The following is a 24,732-nucleotide window of genomic DNA, read 5'->3' as shown; positions in this document are numbered from 1 at the left end:
GTCACGAGCCGTCCGCTCGCGACCGCACGGCCGTTCCGCTACAGCAGGTCCCGTCGGCGCCAGACGAGGAACCCCAGCAGCGGAACCACGGCGGTCCACAGAAGCAGGACGACGGCCGCGAACTCGTGTGTCACGGCGACCGTACCCGCCGCCGAGACGACCTGTTCCCCGGCGTCCGGCTCGAACCGGACGTCGTTGGCGGCTGTGAGCAGCGGGTGACCGGTGCCCCCGAAATCCGTGTACGCGGTCGTCAGCTTCAGGTAGGCGTTGAGCGGATTGACCCGGCCGACCCAGAAGTACCAGTCAGGGGGCACCGGGAACCGGTCGGCGCCGGTCAGTTCGAGTAGGCCGAACTGGAGGGCGGGCCAGCCGCCGCGGAAGACGGCGAAGAGGCCGACGCCACCGACGACCGCACGAGTGCTCGTCGAGACCACCGCCGACAGCGCGAGCCCCGTCCCGACGAACAGCAGCGCGAACAGGAGCGTCACCGCGGTCAGGCCGACCATATCGACGTAGGACCCCTCCCGGAACAGCGCGCCGACGGCGGCGGTGCAGACCCCCAGTCCGACCGCGAGCGGTGCGCCGACGGCCGTCAGCCGGGCGGCGAACTTCCCGGTGAAGGCGTCGCCCCGCGAGTTCGGCAGCCCGAGCAGGAACCGGACGCTCCCGGATTCGCGCTCCCCGATCAGCGCCGAGTACGACGCGAGCAGCGCCGCCAGCGGCACCAGAGCGTGCGAGACGGCCCCGACCGCGAACACCGCGCTCCGCATCCCGGGCGGCCGGTCGCTCGGGCTCAGAGCGTAGATCGCGAGGACGATCCCTGCGGTGGCCGCGACGAGCAGGACGGCGACGACCGGCACCAGCCGCGACCGGTAGGTCGACAGGAGGTCGCGACGCCAGACGTGTCGCCAGCTCATGCGTCGGTCACCACGTCGTCGTCCGTCGTGTATTTCGAAAACACCTCGCCGAGCGAAGCCTCGCGAACGTCGAACTCGCCCAGGAGCCCCGCTGCTGACAGTTCGTTCAGGACGCGCAGTTTCGCGTCGGCATCGTCACACGAAGCCTCCAGGCGACCGTCGCGGAACGTCACGTCCCGGACGCCCGCCAGGTCCTCAAGCCCGGACAGTCGGTCGGGGGGGCCCGTCAGCTCCACGACCAGCGTGCTACCGGCACCGAGCTCCCTGCGCAGGCCCTCGACGGAGTCCTCAGCGACGATCTCCCCGTCGTAGAGGATGCCCACCTCGTCGGCGACGGCCTCGACCTGTTCGAGGATATGCGAGGAGAAGAACACCGTCGCCCCGCGGTCCCGTTCTGCCCGGACGATGCGTCGTAGCATGCGCGCGCCGTTCGGGTCGAGGCCGGTCGAGGGTTCGTCGAGCACCAGCAGGTCCGGCTCGTCGACCAGGGCAACGGCAAGCGCGAGGCGCTGTTTCATTCCCTTGGAGAACCCGCCCGCCCGCCGGCCGGCGGCCCCCTCGAGGTCCACCCGGGCGATGAGTTCGTCGGGGTCGTCGTCCGCGCCGCGAGTCTCGATGGCGTGGCGGAGATGCTCGCGGGCGGTGAGGCCCCCGTAGACGCCGTATCCCTCCAGCAGCGAGCCCGTCCGGCGGCGGACCGGCACGGAGTCGGACTGGGGGTCCTCGCCGAGCACGCGGACCCCGCCGGCCGTGGGTGAGGCGAAGTCGAGCATGATGTTGATTGTCGTCGACTTCCCGGCCCCGTTCGGCCCGAGGAAGCCGAACACCTCGCCGCGCTCGACCGTGAGGTCGACACCGCGGAGGGCGGTCACGTCGCCGTACGACTTGCGGAGGCCGTCGAGTTCGATGACGCTCATGTCGACACCTCACGGTAGGGGTCCGGGGGGCAGAGGGGGACCATGGGAACTCGGGGTGCGTCCGGCGCATAAGTTTTCCCCGGCGGACCGGCCGACCCCGGCCGATGGCACGCGGTTTTACCCAACGTTTAACCGGCGGCTCAGCCGAGTGGTAGCTGTTAGCACCTAATGTCGAGAGGGAACCAGGGTGTCGACGAGTCCGACGGGTCTCCGACGGCCGGTACCGACCGGTACGGGCCGCCCTGCTGGTTCGCCGACACCGCCAACGTCGCCGACGCGGGTATCCGGGACCGGTTCGCCGAGGACTGGCCGGACTGTTGGACAGTTGCCGGCGACATGCTCGACTGGGACCGGGAGTACGAGACGGTACTGAACCGCGACGAGGGGCATCTGGCGTGGTTCGGCGACGGCCGGCTGAAGCCGTCGCACAACTGCGTCGACCGGCACGTGGCGGCCGGACGGAAGAACGCCATCGCGATCCGTTGGATCGGCGCGGACGGGGAGCGTGAGTCACTGACCTACCTCGACCTCCAGCACGAGGTGGAGGCGGTGGCGGCCGCGCTGCGCTCGCTGGGCGTCGGCCCGGGCGACGTCGTCACCCTGTTCATGCCGAACGTGCCGGAGCTGCCGGTGACGATGCTGGCCTGCGCGCGCCTCGGCGCGCTGCACAACGTCGTCTACGCGGGCTTCTCGGCCGACGAGCTGGCCGACCGGATGGCGAGCGCCGACTCGGATTTCCTCGTCACCTGCGACGGCTACTACCGCCGGGGGAGCGCCGTCGGGCAGCGGAACACGGCCGACAGCGCCCGCCTCCAGGTGGACGCCGACGTGACGGGTGTGCTGGTCGGGCGGCTGGCGGACGACCCCGACCTCGGCCGGGACTACCACAGCTACGGCGCCCTGCGCGACGAGTTCGCCGGTGCCGAGGTGGACCCGGTCGCCCGGGACGCGGCCGACCCGCTGTTCGTGCTCTACACCTCCGGGACCACCGGCGAGCCCGACCGCGTGACCCACACGACCGGCGGCTACCTCTCGTACGCCGCCTGGACCGCCACGGCGGTGCTCGATATCAGACCCGAGGACACCTACTGGTGCGCCGCCGACATCGGCTGGATCACGGGCCACACCTACGGCGTCTACGGGCCCCTCGCGCTCGGGACGACGACGCTGCTCCACGAGTCGCCCGCCGACCACCAGGCCGGCGGCCACCCGTGGGCGAGCATCGAGCGCGAGTCCGTCGACGTCTTCTACACGTCGCCGACGGCGTTGCGGTCGATGCGCCAGCGCGGCGCCCCGCCGGCCGACGAGTACGATCGCTCCTCCATCCGGCTGCTGGGCACCGTGGGCGAGCCCATCGACCCGTCGACCTGGCACTGGTACCGTGACGAGCTGGGCGGCGGCGAGGCCCCGGTCGTCGACACGTGGTGGCAGACCGAGACCGGCGGTATCGCCGTCGCGACGCTCCCGGCGGTCGACCCGATGCAACCCGGCGCGGCGGGCCCGGGCGTCCCCGGCCTCTCCGTGGACGTCGTCGACGACGACGGCGCGCCGGTCGCCGACGGCGAGGAGGGGACGCTGGCCGTCCAGCGACCGTGGCCGGGGATGTGCCGCCGGCTCGCCAGCGAGGGCCACGGGGCGGGTGCCGGCCGGGACCACCCCGACGCCTGGCGGTACGTCACCAGCGACCGGGCCGTCCGGGGCCCGGACGGCTACGTCACGCTGCTCGGCCGGGATGCCGACACCCTCGACGTGGGGCAGGCGGCGTACGGGACCGCCGTCGTCGAGCGGGTCGTCAGCGCGCTGGACGGGGTCACGGAGGTCGCCGTCGTCGCCATCTCGGAGGACGACGAGGTGGCCGCGTACGTCTCCTGCGACCGGAGCAGCACCGACCCCGACGCCCTCGCCGGCCGCGTCCGGGCCCGTGTCGCACGGGAGATATCGCCGGCAGTCCGACCGAACCGGGTTATCATCGTCCCCGAACTCCCGAAGACCCACTCCGGGAAGGTGATGCGCCGACTGCTGGCGGACGTCGTGAGCGGGCGCGGCTACGGCGACACCAGCGCCCTCCGGAACCCGGAGGTCGTCGGCGAGATCGAGACCGTGACGCGCCGCCAGGAGTGACCCGGGTTCGGACCCGGCACGGCTCGCGAAACGGTCCTCGTTCGTGAAGAACAGCCCGGCGTCGGTTCCGGGCGACAGTCCCCCCGGTGTTTGAAAATTCGACCGGTTCCACCCGGCAGTTTTATTTCGTTTTCGACGTTTGTCCCGAAACATGTCATCCGACGGGCGGTCCGACCGCGTCCGCGTGGACCGCGACCGCTATCGGCAGTTGGTGGCTGCCGCCGAAACCGACCGTGAACGGCTCGTGCTGCGGCTGGCCGGCGAGGCCGGCCTCACGCCGACGGAGATGACCCGGCTCGAGACCGGTGATGCGGAGACGCGACTCCACGACGGGGGCGTGGGGCACGCCCTCCGGGTGCCGGACGGGGACGGCGGCTGGGACCGGCTGGCGCCGCTCCCCGCAGACCTGGAGTCGGAGCTAACGGCCTACGCGGACGGGGCGGGCGACGGGACGCCGGTGTTGGAGGTGACGCCGCGCCGACTCCAGATGCTGGTCGGGGCGGTCGCCGAGCGGGCCGCCACCCGGGCCGATGACCCGACACTAGAGGGGGTCTCCAGCGCCGACCTCCGCCGGTTCTTCGGCCGGGACGCTGTCGAGCGGGGGGTCCCGCCGGGCGCCGTGCTGGCCGCCGGCGGCTGGGAGCGGCTGGGCAGCATCGACGCGACGGTGTCCGACCCCGACGGGGAGACGGCGCTGTCGGCGTTCGCCAGCGCCCAGCCGCCGGTCGTCGCAGAGGGTGGAGGGGCCACGCCGACGACCGGGCCGGCCCCCGAGGCGCTCCGGGACGCGCTGGACCGGGTCGACACCGGCGTGCTCGTCCTCGGTCCCGACGGGAAGGTGGGCCACGCGAACCGGTCGTTCGAGCGTATCACGGGCCGCCGGGTCGACGAGGTCGCCGGGCGGCCCTTCGGGACGGCGGTGGCCGACGACGCACTGCCCGGCGAGTTCTGGCGGACCGTCGCCACGGAGGGCGCCTGGTCGGGGGTCCTGCCGTACGCGCGGGCGGACGGAGCCACCATCGAGCGCTGGACCCGCGCCTCGCGGGTCCCGGACGGCTCCGGCGGGGCCGAGCGGGTCGTCGTCGAGATCCGGGAGCGCGGGTCGGACCCGACGGCGGGTCGGGCCCAGACGGTGGCGGCTGCCGCCCGAGCGGTCGGCGAAAGGTTGGCCGACGAGACGACCCGGGAGGGCGTCCTCCGGACGGCGGCGGAGGAACTGGGCCACAGCGACGCCTACGTCTGCGCCTGGGTGCTCGACCCGTACCCGCCGGCGGACGGCGAGCCGCTGGCGGCCGGTGGCATCGACCCCGGTGTCGCGGGCGACTACGTCGCCGGCGGGACCGACCTGGCGGAGGCCGCACGTGGGGTCGCTGAGACGGGGACGACGCGGACGGTTTCGGTCGAGACCGCCGCCGAGGCGCCGGATGCTCCGTCGCTCCTGCTGGCCCCACTGGGACACGCCGAGAACGTCCACGGCGTTCTCGTCCTCGCGGGGCCGCGTGCCGCGCCCGCGAACGAGCGGGAGCGCGAGGTGGTCTCGGATCTCGGGCGCCGCGTCGGACTGGCCCTGAGCGCCGCCGAGTGGCGCCACCTGCTCCTCTCGGACACCGTCCTGGAGCTGACGTTCGAGAGCACCGACCCCGGGTCGTTCTTCGTCGACGCCTCCCAGCAGCTGGGTTGTCGCATCGAACTCGACGGGATGGTGCCGGTCGAGGAGGGGTTGCTCTACTACATCACGGTCGCGGACGCGGAGCCGGAGGCGGCGCTGGAGCTGGCCCATGAGGCCGGCGAGGCACGGCTGGTGGCCGACCGCGGCGAGGCCGCGCTGCTGGAGGTCCGGGCGCCGGATGCGTCACTGGCCGCGCCGCTCATCGACCACGGCGGCAACGTCCGGTCGCTGGTCGCCGAGGACGGTCGCGCGGAGCTGACCTGTGAGTTCTCCCCGGACGCGGGCGTCCGGGACCTGTTGGGCGCGCTCCGCGGGTCGTTCCCGGAGTCCCAGCTGCGCTCGAAGCGGGAGACCGAGCGGTCGACCTCGTCCGCCTCGTTCCGCGAATCCGTCGACGACGAGCTGACGGACCGCCAGCGGTCCGTCCTCCGGGCGGCCTACCACGCCGGCTACTTCGAGTGGCCCCGAGGGAGCACGGCCGAGGAGCTGGCGGACTCGATGGACGTCTCCTCGCCGACGCTGCACAACCACCTGCGCCGGGCGCAGCAGCGCCTCCTGACGGCGCTGTTCGAGGGGGAACGCCGGCCGCCGGACGAGGAGTCGGGCGGTTGGGATAGCTAGCGGGGCGGGTTATTATGCTGGCTCGGGTCCAACTGGTCGTACATGTCCGAACAGGACCAGCCTGACGACGCCACCATCGAGGCACGTCTCCACGAACAGGACTACTTCCGTCCACCGACGGAGTTCGTCGGCCAGGCGAACGTCACCGACCCCTCGATCCACGACGAGGTCGGTGACTTCCCGGAGGGGTTCGAGCAGTACGCCGAACTGCTGGACTGGGACGAGCACTGGGACGAGGTACTGGACGCCTCGGACCCGCCGTTCTACGAGTGGTTCGTCGGCGGGGAGCTCAACGCCTCGCACAACTGCGTCGACCGACACCTCGACGAGCGCAAGAACCAGACGGCACTGCTCTGGGAGGGCGAGGGCGGCGAGCAGCGGAACATCTCCTACCAGGACCTCTACCGGCGCGTCAACGAGACGGCCGCCGCCCTGCGCCAGGCCGGCGTCGAGGAGGACGACGTCGTCACCGTCCACCTGCCGATGGTCCCGGCGCTGCCCATCACGATGCTCGCCTGCGCCCGGCTGGGCGCCCCGCATTCCGTCGTCTTCGCCGGATTCTCGGCCGAGGCGCTCGCCGAGCGCGTCGACGCCGCCGACTCGGACTTCATCGTCACCATCGACGGCTACTACCGCCGTGGCGACTTCCTGCCCCACATCGAGAAGGCCGACGAGGCCAACGGGTCCGCCGACCGGGACCCCGAGACGCTGGTCTGGACCCGTCACGACGACGTCCACGACGACGTCGGCGTCAGCGACGACTACACGATGATGGCGGACCTCCTCGCGGAGAACCGCCGCGAGACGGTCGAGCCCGTCTCCCGGGACGCCGAGGATCCGCTCTTCCTGATGTACACGTCGGGGACGACGGGCAAGCCGAAGGGCTGCCAGCACCGGACCGGCGGCTACCTCTCCTACGTGACCGCGACGTCGAAGTACGTTCTGGACATCGAGCCCGAGGACACCTACTGGTGTGCCGCCGACATCGGCTGGATCACCGGGCACAGCTACATCGTCTACGGCCCGCTCTCGCTGGGTACCACCTCGGTCATGTACGAGGGGACGCCGGACCATCCACACAAGTCCCGGATGTGGGAGATCGCCGAGCGCTACGACGTCGACATCTTCCACACCTCGCCGACCGCGGTCCGGATGTTCATGAAGTGGGGCAAGGAGCACGTCGAGGGGTACGACTTCGACTTCCGGCATATGACCACCGTCGGCGAGCCGATCCAGCCCGAGGCCTGGCTCTGGTACTACAAGCATATCGGCGACGAGAGCGCCGTCATCGTGGACACGTGGTGGCAGACGGAGACCGGCGGCCACCTCATCACCAACCTCCCGGCGCTGGAGGACATGAAACCCGGCAGCGCCGGGAAGGCCTGTCCGGGCATCTCGCCCGCCCTCGTCGACGACGAGGGCGACGAGATCGAGCCCGCCAGCGGGAAGGCCGGCAACCTCATCATCGAGCGGCCGTGGCCCGGCATGCTCCAGACGGTGTACGGCAACGACGAGCGGTTCATCGAGGAGTACTGGGAGGACTTCTCGGACGTGGACTCCGGCGACTGGCACGACTGGTCGTATAAGGCCGGCGACGGCGCCGTCCAGGGCCAGGACGGCTACTGGCGCGTGCTCGGCCGGCTCGACGACGTGATGAACGTCGCCGGCCACCGGCTGGGGACGATGGAACTCGAGTCGGCCGTCGCGGAGGTCGAGGACGTGGCCGAGGCCGCCGTCGCCGCCCGCGAGGACGCCCAGAAGGGCGAGGTGCCCGACGTCTACGTCGTCGTCCGTGACGGCGTCGAGGAAAGCGATGCGGTCAGCCAGCGCATCGTGACGGCCGTCGAGGACGAGATCGGTAAGTTCGCCCGCCCGGCGAACGTGATGTTCGTCGACGACCTCCCGAAGACGCGTTCGGGGAAGATCATGCGCCGCATCCTGGAGAACATCTCCAACGGCGACGAGCTCGGGGACACCACCACCCTGCGTGACCCCTCGGTGCCCGAGAAGATTCGCGACCAGATTCACGGCGACTGAGCCGACCGCGGTCGGGTCGTCCCCGGCGCCCCTGTCCCCTCCGATTTCGGATATACTACAGTCAGGACGGATATATGCCAGATATCGGGGACAGCTGTGGTATTCGTGTCCTGTTTCCGGGACAGTTCGGTCGCAGGACACCGCGTAAAGACCGGCTGCAGGTGATGGCCGGCAACTCGATATATACCGTTCGGTACGAGTTACAATACCTAGGGACCAGGGTTATTCATAAGACAGGCGCTGTACAACTGTCGTGACCCGAAGCGAATCACAGACACGAAGGGACGTACTGAAAGGTGCCGCTGGAGCTGCAGGAATCGCCGGGCTCGCCGGGTGTACCGGTGACGGCGGTGATGGTGGCGGGGGCGACGGAGGCGACGGAGGCGACGGAGGCGACGGAGGCGACGGAGGCGACGGAGGCGACGACTTCCCCGCCCTCGGGAACTTCCCCGTCGAGGGTGACACCGTCACCTTCGGGTTCAACGTTCCACAGTCCGGGTCCTACTCCCAGGAGGGCCAGGACGAACTCCGTGGGTACAACCTCGCGAAGCAACACCTGAACAACGGCGGTGGCTGGGTCGACCAGTGGGAGGACCTCTCCGGCGACGGTGTGCTCGGCTTCACCGTCGAGTCCGTCGAGGGCGACACTGCGACGGACCCGGACACGGCCCGACAGTCGGCCTCCCGGATGATCAGTCGTGACAACGCGATGATGGTCAGTGGCGGCTCCTCCTCCAGCGTGGCCATCGCCGTGCAGGAGCTGTGTCAGGCGGAGAAGGTCCAGTTCATGGCCTGCCTGACCCACTCGAACGACACCACCGGGTCGGCGTGTGTCCGGTACACGTTCCGGGAGCTGTTCAACGCGTTCAACACGGGGGCGGCGCTCGCCCCGGTGCTGACAGAGGAGTACGGCGACAACCTGAACTTCTACATCCTGTACGCGGACTACACGTGGGGCCAGACGGTCCAAGAGTCGATGACGCAGTTCCTTGAGGAGGCCGGCCACAACCTGGTCGAGTCGGTACCGACCCCGCTGGGTACGTCGGACTACTCCTCGTTCCTCTCGGACGTGCCGACCGACGAGGTGGACATGCTCATCCTGACCCACTACGGGCTGGACGCCGCGAACTCCCTGCCGCAGGCGCGGGACGCCGGGCTCGACGAGGACATGGAGCTGGTCGTCCCGCTGTACAACCGTCTGATGGCCGAGGCCGCCAGCGACTCCATCCAAGGCGTGTTCGGCACAGCGGACTGGAACTGGCAGCTCGAGGACGACATCTCGACGACGTTCACCGAGTCGTTCCGCGAGGAGTACGACAAGGTACCGTCGTACGCGGCCCGGCTGGCGTACCTGCAGACCCTGCAGTACGCCGCCGCGGCCGAGCGGGCCGGGACGTTCTACCCCCCCGAGGTCATCCGCCAGCTGGAGGACTACGAGTACGACAACGCCGGCCTCGGCGCCGAGACGATGCGGGCCTGCGACCACCAGGCCCAGCGGCCCGTACTGGTCATGCAGGGCGCGGAGGAGCAGACCTCCCAGCGCCTGCTCCAGATCACTTCGGAGACCCCGACCGAGGACGTCGCCTACGGCTGTGACGAGGGGCCAGCCGCCGAATGTGAACTGGGCCCGTACGGCGACGAGTAACGACGGGACGCAGCCCACATCCCGCTCCTCCATGGGCGAAGATATACATAACGAACAATGATACGTATACACATGATTCGGACACAGACCGGGTCCACGTCTCCGGAGGTGGTCGCCCGATGGTACTAGAGACCGCCATCGAAATCCTGCTCAACGGCCTCCAGCAGGGCGCGATCTTCGCGCTCCTGGGAATCGGCCTGAGTGTCATCCTCGGGACGATGGACTTCCTGAACCTCGCCCACGGGGCGCTCTACCTCATCGGCGGCTACGCCGGGATGTACTTCATCCGTGAGACGTCGCTCTCGGCCGGCTACCTGAACAGTATCGGTGTCGACGCCATCGGACTGGGACTGGGCTTCGCCGCGGCGATGATACTGGTCCCGGTCTTCGGGTTCATCGTCGGCCTGCTGATGGAACGATACGTGGCAGAACCGTTCTACGACCGCCCGGAGACCGACCAGTTGCTCGTCACGTTCGGTCTCGCACTGATCGTGCAGGAGGTCATCAAGGGGATGCTGGGCGGCAACACGTTCCAGCCGACCGCACCGACCACGCTGTTCGGTATCAACGTCGGTGGCCCCGTCATGCTCCCCATCATCGGGAACTACCCGCAGTGGCGGCTCTATCTGGTCGGCATCGCACTGTTCGTCATCGGGCTGACCTATCTGGTCATCGAGAAGACTGATTTCGGACTCGTGGTGCAGGCTGGCACGCACGACTCCGAGATGGTCCGGATGCTCGGGATCAGGATCAACCGCTCGTACAGCCTGGTGTTCGCCATGGGCGCCGCGCTGGCGGCGTTCGCCGGCCTCATCGGCGTCTCCTTCCAGACCGTGAGCCCACAGATCGGCACCGAGCGGGCGCTCATCCCCGCCTTCCTCGTGCTCGTCGTCGGCGGCGCGGGGAGCGTCATCGGCGCCATCTTCGGCGGGTTCGTCCTCGGCATCACTGTCGCCGGAATGACCGTGCTGGCCTCGCAGTGGGCGCAGATCGTCCTCTACGCGGTCGCGGCCGGCGTCCTCCTGTTCCGCCCCGAGGGGCTGTTCGGGAGCAAGGGGGTGGTCGAATGAGCGATCCCGAGACCGACGGCGGCACTGCCGTCAGCGAGGGCCCCGACCCGGAACCGTTCGGTGGACAGGTCGGTGACCTCTATCGGACCGTCCGGGACCACGAGCTGTCGGTGGTTGTCGGGAGCGCCGTCTTCCTGCTGTTCTTCCCGTTCCTGCTCGTCGACGGGCTGGAGGTCGTCAACGGACTGCTCGGCGACCCCGGTATCGGCGGCTACGAGGGACTGGCGTCGCTGGTGCTCATCTACGGCATCATCGTCGTCGGCTACAACCTCCTGCTGGGGTACACTGGGTTGCTCTCGTTCGGGCACGCGGCGTTCTTCGGGACGGCGGCGTACGTGACCGGTCTGGTCTCCTCAACCACGGAGATTTCGTTCCTGGGACTCTCGGCCACCATGCCGGGAATCACGTCGCCGCTCGCCATGATCCTGTTCGGAACATTGTTCGCCACGCTGCTCGCCTGGCCGATCGGCTTCATGTCGATCCGGCGGTCTGGTGTCTACTTCGCAGTGCTGACCCTGACCTTCGGGCAGATGCTGTACTTCTTCGCGCTCGGCCCCGGAGCGGGTATCACGAACGGTGACAACGGGTTCAGCGACCTGAACGTCGGGGAGCTGTTCGGCTTCATTAATCTCGACGGTCTCGTTCCCTTCGTCGGCAAGATGGAGTACGTGTTCATCGCGGTGCTGTTCCTGCTGGCACTCACCGTGGCCAACCGCATCATCAACTCGCCGTACGGACTGATCTTCAAAGCGCTCGGGGAGAACGAGCAGCGCGTCGAGTTCGTTGGGCTGAACGTGTTCCGGTACAAACTGATGGCGTTCGTCATCAGCGGTTCGTTCGCCGGCCTCGGCGGCTCGCTTTTCGCGATCCACGAGGCGTTCGTCCACCCGTCGACGGCGCTGTACTGGATCCAGTCCGGTGACTTCGTCATCATGACCGTCCTCGGAGGGACCGGCTCGCTGGTCGGGCCGGTGTTCGGCGCGTTCATCTTCGAGTACATCAGCAACGTCATCAGCGGGACGACACTGCCGGTCATCGGCCAGGTCGGCTCGCTGTGGCGGCTCATCCTGGGGGCCGTCTTCGTCGCCATCGTGTGGGTGTTCCCGCGCGGGGTGTACGGTGGCCTGGTCGACATCAAGAACTTCATCGCCGGGCAGGCGGTGGATGCGCTCCGCTCCGACGAATCCAGCCCGCCCGCAGAGCCCGAACAGGGGGGTGACGACTGATGGGGCTGCTCGAGATGGAGGGCTTGACAAAGCGCTTCTCCGGTCTCACTGCTGTCGACGATGTCGACCTGACGGTCGAGCGCGGCGAGACGAAGGCGATCATCGGCCCGAACGGCGCCGGCAAGTCGACCACGATCAATCTCATCACGGGGCTGCTCGAGCCGACCGCCGGTCACGTCTACTACGACCCGCCGGACGAGGCCGCAGCGGATATCCACGAACTCAGGACCATCTCGGACGAGGAGCGGAGCGCCGACCAGCAGCAGCGGCTCGACGAGCTCCGGTCCGAGTACAGTATCACCGGGCTAGAGCCCCACGAGGTGGTCCAGACCGGCATCAGCAAGTCGTTCCAGACGGCCTCGATCTTCCCGGGGATGACGGCCCGCGAGAACGTCCAGATGGCCGCCCTCGCGACCGAGCACGGCTCGTTCAAGCTCAACTTCCTCCGGCGGCAGAGCTCGTTCGACGCGGTCGACGAGATCGCCACCGAGATGCTCGAGGCCGTCGACCTGCTTCGTGACGCCGGGGAAGAGGCGGCCAGTCTCCCGTACGGTGACAAGCGTCGGCTGGAGATCGCCATCGCGCTGGCTTCCGAGCCGGATCTACTGTTCATGGACGAGCCGACCGCGGGGATGAGTCCCGAGGAGACGCAGGCGACGGTCGACCTCGTCGAACGGCTGCAGCAGGAGCTCGGACTGACCATCGTCCTCGTCGAACACGATATGGAGATCATCTTCAGCATCGCCGACAGTATCGCCGTCCTCAACCGGGGGGCCATCATCGCCGATGGCACGCCCGACGAGGTGGAGGGCGACACGGACGTCCAGGAGGCCTACCTCGGAGGTGTCGAGCTGTGAGCCTGCTGGAGGTCGACAGAATCGACGCCTACTACGGCCAGAGTCACATCCTCCGCGACCTGTCGCTGGAGATCGAGGACGGTGAGGTGTGTGCGCTGCTCGGCCGGAACGGCGCCGGTAAGACGACCACGCTGCGCTGTGTCGCCGGTGCGACACCGCCGGACGTGCGGTCGGGCGAGATCCGGTTCGACGGCGACGAGGTCGTCGGGCGGGAGACGGAGGACGTCTCCATCTCCGGCATCGGGCTCGTGCCGGAGGAGCGCCGCATCTTCCCGAACCTGACCGTGGAGGAGAACCTCCACCTCGCGGAGGTGTCGCGCAACTCCTCGAACCTCATCGGCCGGAACCTGAGTCAGGTGAGTGAGACCCGCCCGCTCCGGGAGATATACGATGCCTTCCCGCGGTTGGACGACCGGCAGAACCAGATGGCGGGGACGCTATCGGGCGGCGAGCAGCAGATGCTCGCCATCGCCCGCGCCCTCCGGCAGAACCCGCGGTTGTTGATGCTGGACGAGCCATACGAGGGGCTCGCCCCGCAGATCATCGAGGACGTCGAGGACGCTATCCGTCGCATCAGCGAGGAGGGGACGACCGTCCTCCTGGTCGAGCAGAACGCCGCCGCAGCGATCAAAATCGCCGAGCGGTGTTACATCGTCGACCAGGGCGAAATCGTCTACGAGGGCCCGTCCGAGGAGCTCCGCGCCGACGAGGAGACGCGACAGCGGTATCTGGGCGTATGAACGGAACCATAGACGCTGCGACGATCATGAACGAAACCACAGACACGGCGACGACCGAGCGGTACGAGTTCCTCCTCGACACCGGCGTACTCGTCGAGGAGGACGACGAACTGGTGGCCAGCGAGGCCTACGACGCCGAGCGCGGTGTCTATCACGATACCTACGCGAACGCCAGCGACGAGACCTTCCACGAGACGCTGGCCGACCTCTTCGACATGACCGCCGAGGAGGCCGCCGAACAGGCCGAGGAACTGGAGATCACCCGCGAGCAGCTGGTCGCCTACCTCTCGTTACGGGGCTACTTCAAGCGACAGGCCCCCGACACGGAGGTCTCACACGACGAACTGCTCCACCTGGCCGTGCTCGTCGCGGGCGCCGAGCCGACCTCACCGGTCCCCGACGCGATGCCGGAGGTCGGGGACGCGGACTACGAGTCGTTCATCGAGATGAACGAGGACGCGGTCGTGTTCGTCTGGCAGCTCCACTGCGACCCCTGCGACGCGATGAAGACGGACCTCGACGAGATTCTCGGTCACGTCCCCGAGGGAGTCGCAGTGGCGGGGGTTGATGGGGAGTCAGTCGCCGACTTCCGCCGGGAGTTCGATGTCGACGCCGCTCCCGCGACGCTCACCTTCGCCGACGGGGAGCTGGTCGACTGCGTCACCGGCCGAGGGACCCCCGATCAGGTCGCGGACCTTTTCGACGCGGCGTTCGGTCGGGCCTCCTGATCGAGCGCACGGTCGGTCCACGAGGGACGGTTGACAGTGGTGTTGCCGACGTTCTCGTACCGGATCGTCCAGCGTACCCGAACCGGCTCCCCTTCGATTGTGCCGTTGTAAACCAGTGTCAGCGACCGCACGAGCCCGTTCGTCGTCACCGTCGCAGCGAGATCGACTGCCCGTGGGTCGTCGACGCCCGGTAGCGATCCGGTGGCTCGGTCGCCCGCGAGCCGATAGCTCACGGTATCGCTCTCCGGTGCTCGGCCCGTGACACGGGTCGGAACCGAGGAGAACGTCGTCTCGAAGAAGCCGCGCGGAGATGCGAGTCCCCCTCCGAACGGGACCGTGCGGGCCCAGTACTGCCACGTTCCCGCCCCATCTATGGGCCGGAACCGCGTGTAGGTCGTCTCGTCGTCGCGAGTGAGCCGCCGAGTGTACACCGAGCCGTTCGACCAGAAGGCCGCCTTCGCGGGCGGTGTGCCGAGGAACACCGGCGCCTCCGGCCCGGCGGTCGCGGTCTCGACGAGGTACGTTCGGTCGGCACCCAGCGAGAGGTCGAACAGGAGCTGCTCTCGCAGGGTTCCGTTCTCGTACCGGACCGTCCGGTTGGCTATCAGTCGGTAGGAGCGGGTGTCGAGGCTGGCAGCGTGGCCGTTGGCGAGCGCCTCCGGCGACTCCACCCCGTCAGCGGTGAGCCCGGGCGCAAGCGTCTCCCGGCTGTCGTCGTCGGGGACCGGCACCGGGGTGAGACTGCTCGTCGGGCCGGCGTCACCGGGGTCGCTCGCCGGTCCGAAGCCACTGCATCCTGCGGTGACGAGCAGCACGGCCAACGCGACGACCTCCAGACGGCAGGCGGCCATACCGGATGTTCGGGGAGTCCGGGGTAAACACTCCTCCCTAGTCCTCGTCCAGTGTAACATTCTAGCGCCCCATTATTTGATGCTGGCAGTCGAACGCTCTGGTGCTATGCGCAAGCCACTGCTGGTGACCGAGTTCCTCGACCGGGCACGACGGCACTACGCCGACCAGGAAGCGGTGCTGGCGACCGACGGGACCCGTTACACGTACGACGAGTTGGGGGCGCGGGCCGACGGCTTCGCCGCCGCTCTCCAACAGCGGGGTATCGAGCATCAGGACCGGGTGGCGGTGCTGGACCCGAACACCCACTACCATCTCGAGGCCGCATACGGCATCTTCCAGGTCGGGGGAGTCCACACGCCACTGAACTACCGGCTCACGCCGGACGACTACCAGTACATTCTCAGCGACGCCGGTGTCGACGCCATCTACGCCGACTACGACTACGCCGACAAGATCGAGCAGGTCCGCGACGAGGTCCCCACGGAGACGTTCATCACTAACGACCCCGACGCCGTGGGCGGGGACTGGGAGTCGTTCGACGATATCATCGATGGGGTGGGTGCCGACGACTACACCACCCCCGAGATGGAGGAGGACGAGATCTGCACCATCAACTACACCTCCGGGACGACCGGCGACCCGAAGGGTGTCTGCCGGACCCATCGCTGCGAGACCATCCACGCGTACCTCACGAGCCACCACCAGAACATCTCGGACGATGACGTCTACCTGTGGACCCTCCCGATGTTCCACGCCAACGGCTGGGGCCACATCTTCGCCATCACCGGCAACGGGGGGAAACACGTCTGCACGCGGGGGGTCGACGCCGCCGGTATCTTCGAGGCGGTCCGCGAGGAGGACGTCTCGTACATGTGTGCCGCACCGACCGTCCTCAACATGCTGCTGGACCACTACGCCGAAAACGACGTGACGACCGTCGGCGACAACGACGTGCGGTGTGCGACGGCCGGGAGCGCGCCGCCCGAGGCCACCATCCGCACCCTGGAGGACGAGTTCGGCTGGTACATGATGCACGTCTACGGCCTCACCGAGACCGGACCGCTCATCACGACCAGCAACGCCCGCCGGACGTTCGACGACGACTCCTCCGACCGGTTCTCCATCAAGAAGCGCCAGGGGCTGGGGTTCCTCGGGACGGAGGTTCGCGTCGTCGACGAGGACGGTAACGACGTCTCACGCGGGGACGACGAGATCGGCGAGGTCGTGGTGAAGGGCAACCAGGTGATGGAGAAGTACTGGAACAAGCCCGAGGCGACCCACGAGGCGTTCAACGACCGCATCGAGGGCTACTTCCACACCGGCGACCTCGCGACCATCGACGAACACGGGATGATCTCCATCCAGGACCGCAAGAAGGACCTCATCATCTCCGGCGGGGAGAACATCTCCTCCATAGAGGTCGAGGACGCCCTCTACGACCACCCCGAGGTCTCCGAGGCGGCCGTCATCCCCGCGCCCTCGGACAAGTACGGCGAGACGGTCAAGGCCTTCGTCGTCCCGATGAACGGCAACCCGGACGACCCCGGCGTCACCGAGGACGACCTGAAGGGGTTCACCAAGGAGCAGCTGGCCTCCTACAAGCGCGTCCGCCGGGTCGAGTTCGTCTCGGAGCTCCCGACGACGGCGACCGGGAAGGTCCAGAAGTACGAGCTCCGCGAGCAGGAGTGGGGCGACGAGGACCGGATGGTCGGGCAGGGGTAGCGAATCCATCCGAAGAGGGAGAGCGTGAGCAGAGGACGCGCACAGCCCTTCGCGCGCGCTATCTCCCGCTTCCGCCCACCGCTCAGGGTGATGGTCTTATCCGGTCAGAACTGACAACTCAGCAATATGAACTCCGGTAAGGGGGGAGATAGCGATCCGACCGGGCAGCGACGGGGGAGCTCGTGCCGGCGGCTACTCCACAAAGCGGGTGCGGGGACGCTCGCGACTGTCGCCGGCTGTACGGGCGGCGGGAGCGATGGCGGGCCGTCGGCAATCCGGTAACGGCCGCGACCCTCTCGGCGATGCGGCCGTCCTTCGGGGGACCCCTATGACGACGTGGTACTACTGGAGCCGCGTGAACGCCGGGCAGAGGCCCTTCGGGCCACATCGAGCCGAGCCGGTAGCTCTCGGCGCCTCCGGCCCCCTCGGACCTGTTCAGGTATCTTCGTCGACGTAGTTGTTGGAGACGTAGATGACTAGCCCGAGCATCACGCCGAGGCCGAGCCCCATCGTCAGGACGCCGTACGCGGCGAGGCCGACGGCCGTGGGCTGGAACGTAATCAGTCCGAGGAAGGTGACCGGCCGGAGCCCACGGATGCCGAGCGCGCCGATGAGGAACCCGGTCAGCCCGGCGATGGAGACGACGACGGCGTACAGCACCAGGATGAGCCACTTGCCACCCAGCGTCGACACGTCCTCGTCGGCCTCGTCCCACACCTCGTCGCCGGGGACAGCACCCTCACGATTGCCCCCACCGTCGGTGCTTGCCTCCGGCCCATCGCTCATGGATTAGTTGGGTGCCTGTCGAGGATAAGGGCTTTTGTCCTCGCTCCGCGAACCGGTAGTATGGGCGAGAAGGACCTGCTGCTCACCATCCTGGGCGGCACGGCGCTGTTGATGTTCGTCACGGGGATCGTGTTGGTGCTGACCTCGACCGGCGCGTAACGTTCCCTGCCGTCTCTCGACCGTCAATCCGGGCGGCCGAGCGGAGTGATCACGACTGATGCCGGGCCGTCACCTGACGACCGCCCAAAGCCGCAGGCTCCGCGGCACCGTCGCCATCAGGTCGGGTTGGTTGCTCGGCAACGGGTCGTCGTCGTAGTCCTCGGGGTCGTCGCTCCCCGGTTCGAGAACGCGCCTGATGTCGAACCCGCCCCGGACGGCCGCGTTGTGCAGCCCCCCGACCGTGTGGTCGAACACGGCCAGGTCGGACTCGTGCGTCTCGCTGATGCTGATCGTCCGGCGAGGGTTCCCGTGGTAGCTCCGCTCCAGCGTCGCCGTCTCGGGGTCGAACAGCTCGTAGAACGGGTGGGGGAGGTCGAAGACCAGGACCCCCTCGTCGCGGAGTACCCGGCGTGCCTCCGCGAAGTAGGCATCGAGGTCACGCACCATCTGTAGTACCCACCCGGAGAACGCCACGTCGAACGATCCGTCGGCAAGCGGAACCTCGGTGACGTCCCCCTGAACGAACTCGGCGTCGAGGCCGTAGTGGTCCCTGAGTGGTCGGGCGTGCCGGAGCTGTCCCCCCGAGAAGTCCACGCCGACCGCGCGGTCCGCGCCCGCGGCCGCGGTGCCGACGGTCGCTTGCCCGCCGCCACAACCCAGTTCGACGAAGTCGACGCCCTCGACGGTCGGCAGGAGATTGGGCTGGGCGCCGCCGGGGGCGTCCTCGGTGAACGGGCACGGGGCGGGCGGCGGGTCCTCGTCGGTGTCGGCGTACCAGAGGGCCTGGAAACCGTCGCTCCACTCGTTCCACAGCCGTCTGTTGTCGGCTGGAGGGTCTCGCACGCCGACTATTGCGCTCGTGCCGTTAATAACATCCCGGGCCAGGTGTGGGGTGCTCGGGGAGTGGGCGTTCGGCAGGAAGACGGGGACGACGACCGCGGGCTACTCGTCGTCGACGCGGCGGACGGCCTTCCGGTAGCCGCCGTCAGAGCGGGGGTCCGACGAGACTCGGCCTGTGGCCTCACCGCCGTCGGTCTCGACCTCGCCACCGTCCGCACGGACCTCCTCGCTCTCGCCGCCGTCGGCGGCGAGCTTCTGCGTCTCGAACCACTGGAACTCGCGGCCAAACATGCCGTCGTCCTTCAGGTTCCAGGGGTCGGCGTCGTCGAGCTCGGGCCCCTCGTACCAGGACTGGACCATGTTCCAGGCCCAGATGAGCTGGGCGAAGCCGATGATGAACGCCCCGACCGTCGCGATCTGGTGGAGGGTCGTCACCTGCGCGAGCGGCGCGATGGCGCCGTCGAACTGGTAGGTGGCGTAGCGGCGCGGCATGCCGAGGTAGCCCAGGACCAGCATGGCGAAGAAGGTGATGTTCGTGCCGATCATCGAGAGCCAGAAGTGCATCTTCGCCAGCCGGCGCTGGTACATCCGGCCCGTGACGATGGGGAACCAGTAGTAGAGCGCCCCCATGCCGGCGAAGGCGATCATCCCCATCACGATGTAGTGGAAGTGTCCGACGACGTAGTAGGTGTCGTGGAGCACGAGGTCGACCGGGATGGCGGCCAGGAAAACCCCGGTGATGCCGCCGATGACGAAGTTGCTGATGAACCCGATACAGAACAGCATCGGCGCCGTCAGACGCAGGTTGCCGTTCCACATCGTGGTGATCCAGTTGAACGTCTTGACGGCGGACGGTATCGCGATGGCCAACGAGACGGCCATGAACGAGGCCCGGATGCGCGGGTCGATGCCCGTGCTGAACATGTGGTGGGCCCAGACGCCGAAGGAGAGGACGCCGATGGCCAGCGTGGAGTAGACGACGAACTTGAAGCCGAACAGTTTCCGGCCGGAGAACTTCGGCAGGATCCACGAGACCAGCCCCATCGGCGGCAGGACGAGGATGTACACCTCGGGATGGCCGAAGAACCAGAACAGGTGCTGCCAGAGGATGGGCGACCCGCCCTCGACCGCGAAGAAGGCGGTGCTGAAGTTCCGGTCCAGCAGCAGCATGATGAGTGCGCTCCCGAGCAGCGGGAACGCGAACAGGATGAGCGCGGACTGGGTGAGGATGGTCCAACTGAAGATGTCGAGGTTGGCCCAGTTGACCTCGTCGCCGCGCTCGGTGAAGATGGTCGCGATGAAGTTGATGGCGCCCATCGTCGCGGAAACCCCCGTCAGGTGCAGCCCCAGCAGCATCAGGTCGACCCCGGGGTTGGCCTGCTCGGCCGAGAGGGGCGTGTACATCGTCCACGAGGTCTGTGCCGGGTCGATGCCGAGGCCGAGCGGCGCAGTGAAGAAGCCGGCCCAGATGAGGATGGCTCCCGGCGGGAGCAGCCAGAAGGCGATGGCGTTGATCCGCGGGAACGCCATGTCGTCGGCCCCGATGAGCAGCGGGATGAAGTAGTTGGAGAACGCCGCGATGATCGGCGTTCCGAACAGGAACAGCATCGTGATGCCGTGACTGGTGAGCAGGCTGTTGTAGAACTGCGCCTGCATGATGTCGAAGCCCGGCGCCGCGAGTTCCGCACGCATCAGCAGCACGGCCGCGCCGCCCCAGAAGAAGGCGATGAGGGCGTAGATGCCGTAGAGAATACCGATGTCCTTGTGGTCGACGGTGGTGAACCATCGGACGATACCTGCGGGTTTCTCCGCGTGGCCGCCATAGCCCGCGTCACCGATGGCACTCCCCCCTGCGAGCGGGGTGTACGAGCGCCAGTCCTCCATGCGGGCCAGGAACCCGGCGACCGCGACCAGGAAGACCCCCATCAGGGCCGTCAGTGCGAGCTGCTCTCCTACCATGGTTGCTCGGTGGGACCACGACGTTAGAAAGGTTGCGTTCGCGGGCGGTGTCTCGCTGCCCTCGTCGGGTTCCCACAGCCCCCGAGAGCGCGGCTCGAGGCCGGTCCTCGGCGGGTCATGAGAAGATCACTCCCGGCGGGAACGGCGTCAGGCCGCGGGTTCGTCGTCGCCGTCCGTCGTTTCGGGGGTGGGCTCCGACTCCGGCTCCGCCACCTCGCCCGCTCCGGCCTCCTCGCTCAGTTCGAGGCCCTTCTCCTCCAGCTCGTCCTCGGCCTCGGAGATGGCCTTTCCGGACACGTACGTCAGGACCAGCAGGGCGGCACCGGTGACGGCCATGATGGAGAACTGGATGGCCGTGTTCACCGGGTTCGAGCCGAACGGGTTGATGAGCGCGAACGCGAGAATAAAGAAGAGGATGATGCCGAGTGGGATGGCGTTGACCACGAGGTCCAGGAGCGTCTCGCGGTCGAACGTCTTCCCCTCAGAGTCGCTTGCCATGCTACGACCTTCCCGGGGACGAACTACAACCTTTCCTTTCGCCGCTGGGCGGGTTCAGGCGGGGAACCCGTCGTCGACGTCACCGTCGCCCATCGCGGACACGACGGCCGCGCCGACCGCCGCCACCAGTCCCGCGCCGACGACCGAGAAGCCGCGCAGCACGATGCCGTCGGCCCCCCCGACCGCCGCCACGACGGGGTCGACCGCCAGCGGAACCTGCGTGCTCACCATCCAGACGCCGACAGCGACGAGGACGACGCCCAGCGCGCCGGCCAGCCGCCAGGGTCGGCCGGTGTAGCCCGCCTCGTGGGTGATACCCGCCACGCTCGCGACGAACAGCACCAGCCCCCCGACGGCAAGCGGATAGACGCCCATGAAGACGCCCACCTCGGAGACGGTCAGCCCCATCGCGACCACGAGCGGCCAGACGCTCGTCCGGGTCGGGCCCTCCTCCTCCGCGCTCGTCCTCGCGGGGGACTCCGGCTCGTCGTCCCACGTGCGCGGGGACGGGTCGTCCGACGTGGTCTCGTCCATACCCCACGATAGGTCGGGTCGCTCAAATGAGCGTCGGTAGCGGACCGAACTGCCGGGCGGGCGCGACGGCGACCAGTAGGCGGAGGCGTGGAGGACGCGGTCGCGGCCTCAGCCGAGGACGATGGCGCCAGCGTAGAGCACCACGACGAGGAAGATCCAGACGGCGTCGACGAAGTGCCAGTACATCGAAACCGTCGAGACGGAGGTGTCGTGTTCGGCGTCGTACTGGCCGTACAGCGCGCGGACGAACACGACGCCCAGCAGCACCGCACCCAGGCTGACGTGGAGGCCGTGGAGGCCCGTCAGGCCGTAGAAGGCGGAGCCGTAGGCACCCTCGGTGATGGTGAAGCCCTCGTGGACGATGAACTCGTAGTACTCCAGGGCCTGCCCGCCGATGAAGACGACGCCGAGCAGGAGGGTCGCGGCCAGCAGCCGGATGAACTTCTGCCGGTCGTTCTTGTGGAGTGCGATGTGTGCGTAGTGGAGCGTGACCGAGGAGATGACGAGGATGATGGTGTTGACGATGACGAGACTCGAGAGCACGTTCCCGCTCTCGACCAGTTCGGGGAGGTTCTCCCAGGCGCCGGTCCGGACGAAGAAGTAGTAGATGAACCCGGCACCGAACGTGGCCACCTCGCTCCCGAGGAAGAGGACCATCGCGAACCGCAAGCCGCGACCGTGGCCGTCACCCTCCCAGTAGGCTGCCACGAACGCGTGGTAGACCCAGCCGTAGAGGCCGGCGAGGAAGAGGAAGGCGCTGGCGACGAACACCGCGGGCCCGACGGCGATCCCGAGCAGGTCCGTCTGGGTGGCGATGACGTACAGCGATGCGCCGATGTAGAACCCGGCCGCGCCGATGGCGGTGATGAAGGGCCACCAGGAGGCCTCGCCGAACCCCTTGGGCCAGTCCTCCACCGCGGGGAGGTGGTGCCCGTGGTCCTCCCCCGAGTGGTCGTCGGCTTCTTCGATTGCCATACCCGGTCTCACCGTTCTACTCACAAAAACGCATCCATCCGCGCGGCGGCGGGGGGCCACAGTATCGGGGGCACGGCGGCCGGCCTGGACGCGACGCGGTCCGGAAAACAAAGGTGCTGGACGGCTGTAGGGACAGTCGATGCGATGTCCACAGCGCCGCGCCGTCGGGGCCGGCCTCGTCGCGGCCAGTCTGGCCCTCGCGCTCACCGGTCGGGCCACGGCCCATGGTGGGAGCCTCAGCGCCGACGACTCCCGGGCGCTTGCGGTCCCCCTGTGGCTGTTCCTCTCGACCGGCGGCGGCGTTGTCGGGGTGAGCTTCCTCCTGACGAGCTTCGTCACCGACCGGGAACTGCTCCGGGCGGTCCGGGAGCGCCGCCGCGACGTCGTGCTGCCGTCCGGCGTCCGCCGTTGGCTGGCTATCTGTGCCCGCGCGATCGGACTGCTCGGACTCGCCGCCGTGCTGGTCGTCGGCGTCGTCGGCCCCGCGGCGCCGCTGTCGAACCTGGCCGTGCTCGTCGTCTGGGTCGGCTGGTGGGCCGGCTTCACCATGACGACCTACCTCGTCGGCAACGCCTGGCCGGTCTTCAACCCGTGGCGGGTCGCACTGCCCCTCCGCGAGCGGCTGCCGGCGCCCGACTGGCGGCTCCCGGAGCGGGTCGGCTCCTGGCCCGCCGTCGCCGGCCTGCTCGCGTTCATCTGGCTGGAGGTGGTCAGTCCGTTGGCCGGGGACCCCCGGCTGCTCGCTGGCGTCGTGGGCGCCTACTCGGCGCTCGCGGTCGCCGGGGGCTTTGCGTTCGGCGAGGAGTGGTTCGAGCGGGTCGACCCCATCTCGCGGGTCTTCGCCTCGTTCGGTGCCGTCGCGCCGGTGTACCGGGACGCGGGCGGCAGCCTCGGCCTCCGGGTTCCCGGCACGGGGCTCGAGTCGCCGGACCTCGTCCGCGACGCCAGCGACGTGGCGTTCGTAGTCGCGCTGCTGTGGGTCACGACGTACGACGGGCTCGTCGCGACGCCCCCCTGGCGGGGGTTCGCGACCGCCATCGTCGGCGCCGGGGTGCCAGCCGCGGTGCTGTACCCGGTCGCCCTGCTGGCCGGGTTCGGGGTCTTCCTCGCCATCTACCGCGTGGCCGTCAGCCGCGGGCGCCGGGACGCCGAGTCCTACCGGGACCCGCTGGAGCTGGCCAACCGGTTCGCGCCGTCGCTGCTCGCCATCGCTGCCGGCTACCACGTCGCCCACTACCTGGGCTACTTCATCGAGCTGTCGCCGGCGCTGCTGGGGGCGCTCTCGGCGCCGTTGGCCCCGCCCGCACCCGTCGCCGTCGTCCTACCGCCGTGGTTCTCGGTGGTGTCGCTCGGCTTCGTACTGCTGGGCCATCTCGGCGCCATCTGGGTCGCCCACGCCGTCGCCTACGACCTGTTCCCCTCGCGGATGCAGGCCGTCCGCAGCCAGTACGCGCTCACCGCGGCCATGGTCTTCTACACCATGACCTCGCTCTGGATCGTCAGCAGACCGTACGCCGCACCACCGTTCGTCTGACCATGCCCGAACATACCACGCCGCCTGAGCCCGCCGAACCGTCCGCGTCGTCGGGGCCGCCCTACGACTGCCCCTACTGCGACCGGGCGTTCCACCGGGAGTCGTATCTGGCGCTCCACCGCGGCCAGACGCACCCGGACGACCTGACCGACGCCGAGCGCCAGGCGTTCGAGACGGCACGGGACGAGGAGGAGGAGGCGCTCCGGCTGTTTCGGCTACAGGCGCTCGCGGCGCTCGTGTTCATCTACTTCGGCTTCCTGCTCGTCTACGCGTTCTCGCTGTGAGCGCCGCGGACCCGCTGCCGCCGTCCGTCGACGGAGCTATC

Annotated in this window: 21 protein-coding genes; 12 read left to right on the top strand and 9 right to left on the bottom strand. The window is 68.6% G+C overall.

All coding sequences use genetic code 11. The features are described from left to right. Positions 1-38: 38 nt before the first annotated feature. Together DP107_RS08215 and DP107_RS08210 are read right to left on the bottom strand one after the other, a co-directional pair. Positions 39-917, bottom strand: a complete 879-nt coding sequence (locus DP107_RS08215; RefSeq protein ID WP_144261677.1) for an ABC transporter permease subunit — start codon at positions 915-917, stop codon at positions 39-41. Beyond that, positions 914-1,834, bottom strand: coding sequence for an ABC transporter ATP-binding protein (locus tag DP107_RS08210; protein WP_144261676.1), 921 nt, complete (start codon positions 1,832-1,834; stop codon positions 914-916). Before DP107_RS08210 ends, DP107_RS08215 begins: the two co-directional genes overlap by 4 nt. A gap of 168 nt (positions 1,835-2,002) precedes the next feature. Between DP107_RS08210 and DP107_RS08205 the strand changes: the two genes are divergently transcribed. From DP107_RS08205 to DP107_RS08165, 9 genes are all read left to right on the top strand, one after another. After that, positions 2,003-3,955, top strand: coding sequence for an AMP-binding protein (locus tag DP107_RS08205; protein ID WP_144261675.1), 1,953 nt, complete (start codon positions 2,003-2,005; stop codon positions 3,953-3,955). A gap of 151 nt (positions 3,956-4,106) precedes the next feature. After that, a complete protein-coding gene (locus DP107_RS08200) occupies positions 4,107-6,245 on the top strand; it encodes a bacterio-opsin activator domain-containing protein (protein ID WP_144261674.1) in 2,139 nt (712 codons plus the stop codon). A 42-nt stretch (positions 6,246-6,287) separates the two neighbouring features. Next, the gene (gene acs, locus DP107_RS08195; protein ID WP_144261673.1) at positions 6,288-8,282 is read left to right on the top strand and encodes an acetate--CoA ligase; all 1,995 of its coding nucleotides are present in this window, start codon (positions 6,288-6,290) and stop codon (positions 8,280-8,282) included. A gap of 316 nt (positions 8,283-8,598) precedes the next feature. Further along, positions 8,599-9,927: a substrate-binding protein gene (locus DP107_RS08190; RefSeq protein ID WP_394348535.1), complete on the top strand. Its 1,329-nt coding sequence runs from the start codon at positions 8,599-8,601 to the stop codon at positions 9,925-9,927. A gap of 119 nt (positions 9,928-10,046) precedes the next feature. Then, positions 10,047-10,997, top strand: coding sequence for a branched-chain amino acid ABC transporter permease (locus DP107_RS08185; protein ID WP_144261671.1), 951 nt, complete (start codon positions 10,047-10,049; stop codon positions 10,995-10,997). Continuing rightward, positions 10,994-12,223, top strand: coding sequence for a branched-chain amino acid ABC transporter permease (locus tag DP107_RS08180; RefSeq protein ID WP_144261670.1), 1,230 nt, complete (start codon positions 10,994-10,996; stop codon positions 12,221-12,223). The genes DP107_RS08185 and DP107_RS08180 overlap by 4 nt, the downstream gene beginning before the upstream one ends. Further along, positions 12,223-13,080 (top strand): ABC transporter ATP-binding protein, encoded by an 858-nt coding sequence (locus tag DP107_RS08175; RefSeq protein ID WP_144261669.1) that lies wholly within the window; start codon positions 12,223-12,225, stop codon positions 13,078-13,080. The genes DP107_RS08180 and DP107_RS08175 overlap by 1 nt, the downstream gene beginning before the upstream one ends. Next, positions 13,077-13,820, top strand: a complete 744-nt coding sequence (locus DP107_RS08170) for an ABC transporter ATP-binding protein (RefSeq protein ID WP_144261668.1) — start codon at positions 13,077-13,079, stop codon at positions 13,818-13,820. Before DP107_RS08175 ends, DP107_RS08170 begins: the two co-directional genes overlap by 4 nt. 26 nt (positions 13,821-13,846) lie before the next feature. Further along, entirely contained in the window at positions 13,847-14,548 is a 702-nt protein-coding gene (locus DP107_RS08165) for a thioredoxin family protein (RefSeq protein ID WP_144261667.1), read from the top strand. Here DP107_RS08165 and DP107_RS08160 read toward each other — a convergent pair. Next, positions 14,503-15,399 carry a hypothetical protein gene (locus DP107_RS08160; protein ID WP_144261666.1) on the bottom strand — a complete coding sequence of 299 codons (897 nt, stop codon included), beginning with the start codon at positions 15,397-15,399 and terminating at the stop codon, positions 14,503-14,505. The genes DP107_RS08165 and DP107_RS08160 overlap by 46 nt on opposite strands. A gap of 106 nt (positions 15,400-15,505) precedes the next feature. Between DP107_RS08160 and DP107_RS08155 the strand changes: the two genes are divergently transcribed. After that, positions 15,506-17,122 (top strand): class I adenylate-forming enzyme family protein, encoded by a 1,617-nt coding sequence (locus tag DP107_RS08155; RefSeq protein WP_144261665.1) that lies wholly within the window; start codon positions 15,506-15,508, stop codon positions 17,120-17,122. A 435-nt stretch (positions 17,123-17,557) separates the two neighbouring features. Here the strand turns inward: DP107_RS08155 and DP107_RS08150 are convergent, their stop codons facing one another. From DP107_RS08150 to DP107_RS08125, 6 genes are all read right to left on the bottom strand, one after another. Then, positions 17,558-17,908, bottom strand: coding sequence for a DUF7520 family protein (locus DP107_RS08150; RefSeq protein ID WP_238330829.1), 351 nt, complete (start codon positions 17,906-17,908; stop codon positions 17,558-17,560). 228 nt (positions 17,909-18,136) lie between these two features. Continuing rightward, entirely contained in the window at positions 18,137-18,910 is a 774-nt protein-coding gene (locus tag DP107_RS08145; RefSeq protein ID WP_144261664.1) for a class I SAM-dependent methyltransferase, read from the bottom strand. 99 nt (positions 18,911-19,009) lie between these two features. Next, entirely contained in the window at positions 19,010-20,866 is a 1,857-nt protein-coding gene (gene ctaD, locus DP107_RS08140) for a cytochrome c oxidase subunit I (RefSeq protein WP_144261663.1), read from the bottom strand. A 147-nt stretch (positions 20,867-21,013) separates the two neighbouring features. After that, positions 21,014-21,364, bottom strand: coding sequence for a DUF6684 family protein (locus DP107_RS08135; RefSeq protein ID WP_144261662.1), 351 nt, complete (start codon positions 21,362-21,364; stop codon positions 21,014-21,016). A gap of 54 nt (positions 21,365-21,418) precedes the next feature. Next, positions 21,419-21,898 (bottom strand): DUF7541 family protein, encoded by a 480-nt coding sequence (locus tag DP107_RS08130; protein ID WP_238330828.1) that lies wholly within the window; start codon positions 21,896-21,898, stop codon positions 21,419-21,421. Between the two features lie 108 nt (positions 21,899-22,006). Next, positions 22,007-22,873 carry a cytochrome c oxidase subunit 3 gene (locus tag DP107_RS08125; RefSeq protein WP_185977227.1) on the bottom strand — a complete coding sequence of 289 codons (867 nt, stop codon included), beginning with the start codon at positions 22,871-22,873 and terminating at the stop codon, positions 22,007-22,009. 139 nt (positions 22,874-23,012) lie between these two features. Between DP107_RS08125 and DP107_RS08120 the strand changes: the two genes are divergently transcribed. Then, complete coding sequence (locus DP107_RS08120; protein WP_144261661.1) at positions 23,013-24,407, top strand: hypothetical protein; 1,395 nt, start codon at positions 23,013-23,015, stop codon at positions 24,405-24,407. 2 nt (positions 24,408-24,409) lie between these two features. Beyond that, entirely contained in the window at positions 24,410-24,691 is a 282-nt protein-coding gene (locus DP107_RS08115; protein WP_144261660.1) for a DUF7410 domain-containing protein, read from the top strand. Positions 24,692-24,732: the final 41 nt, after the last annotated feature.

Origin of the sequence: Haloglomus irregulare, from assembly GCF_007421925.1 — an archaeon.
In the GTDB taxonomy this organism is placed as follows: Archaea; Halobacteriota; Halobacteria; order Halobacteriales; family Haloarculaceae; genus Haloglomus; species Haloglomus irregulare.
This window is presented reverse-complemented; position numbering and strand designations above follow the sequence as displayed.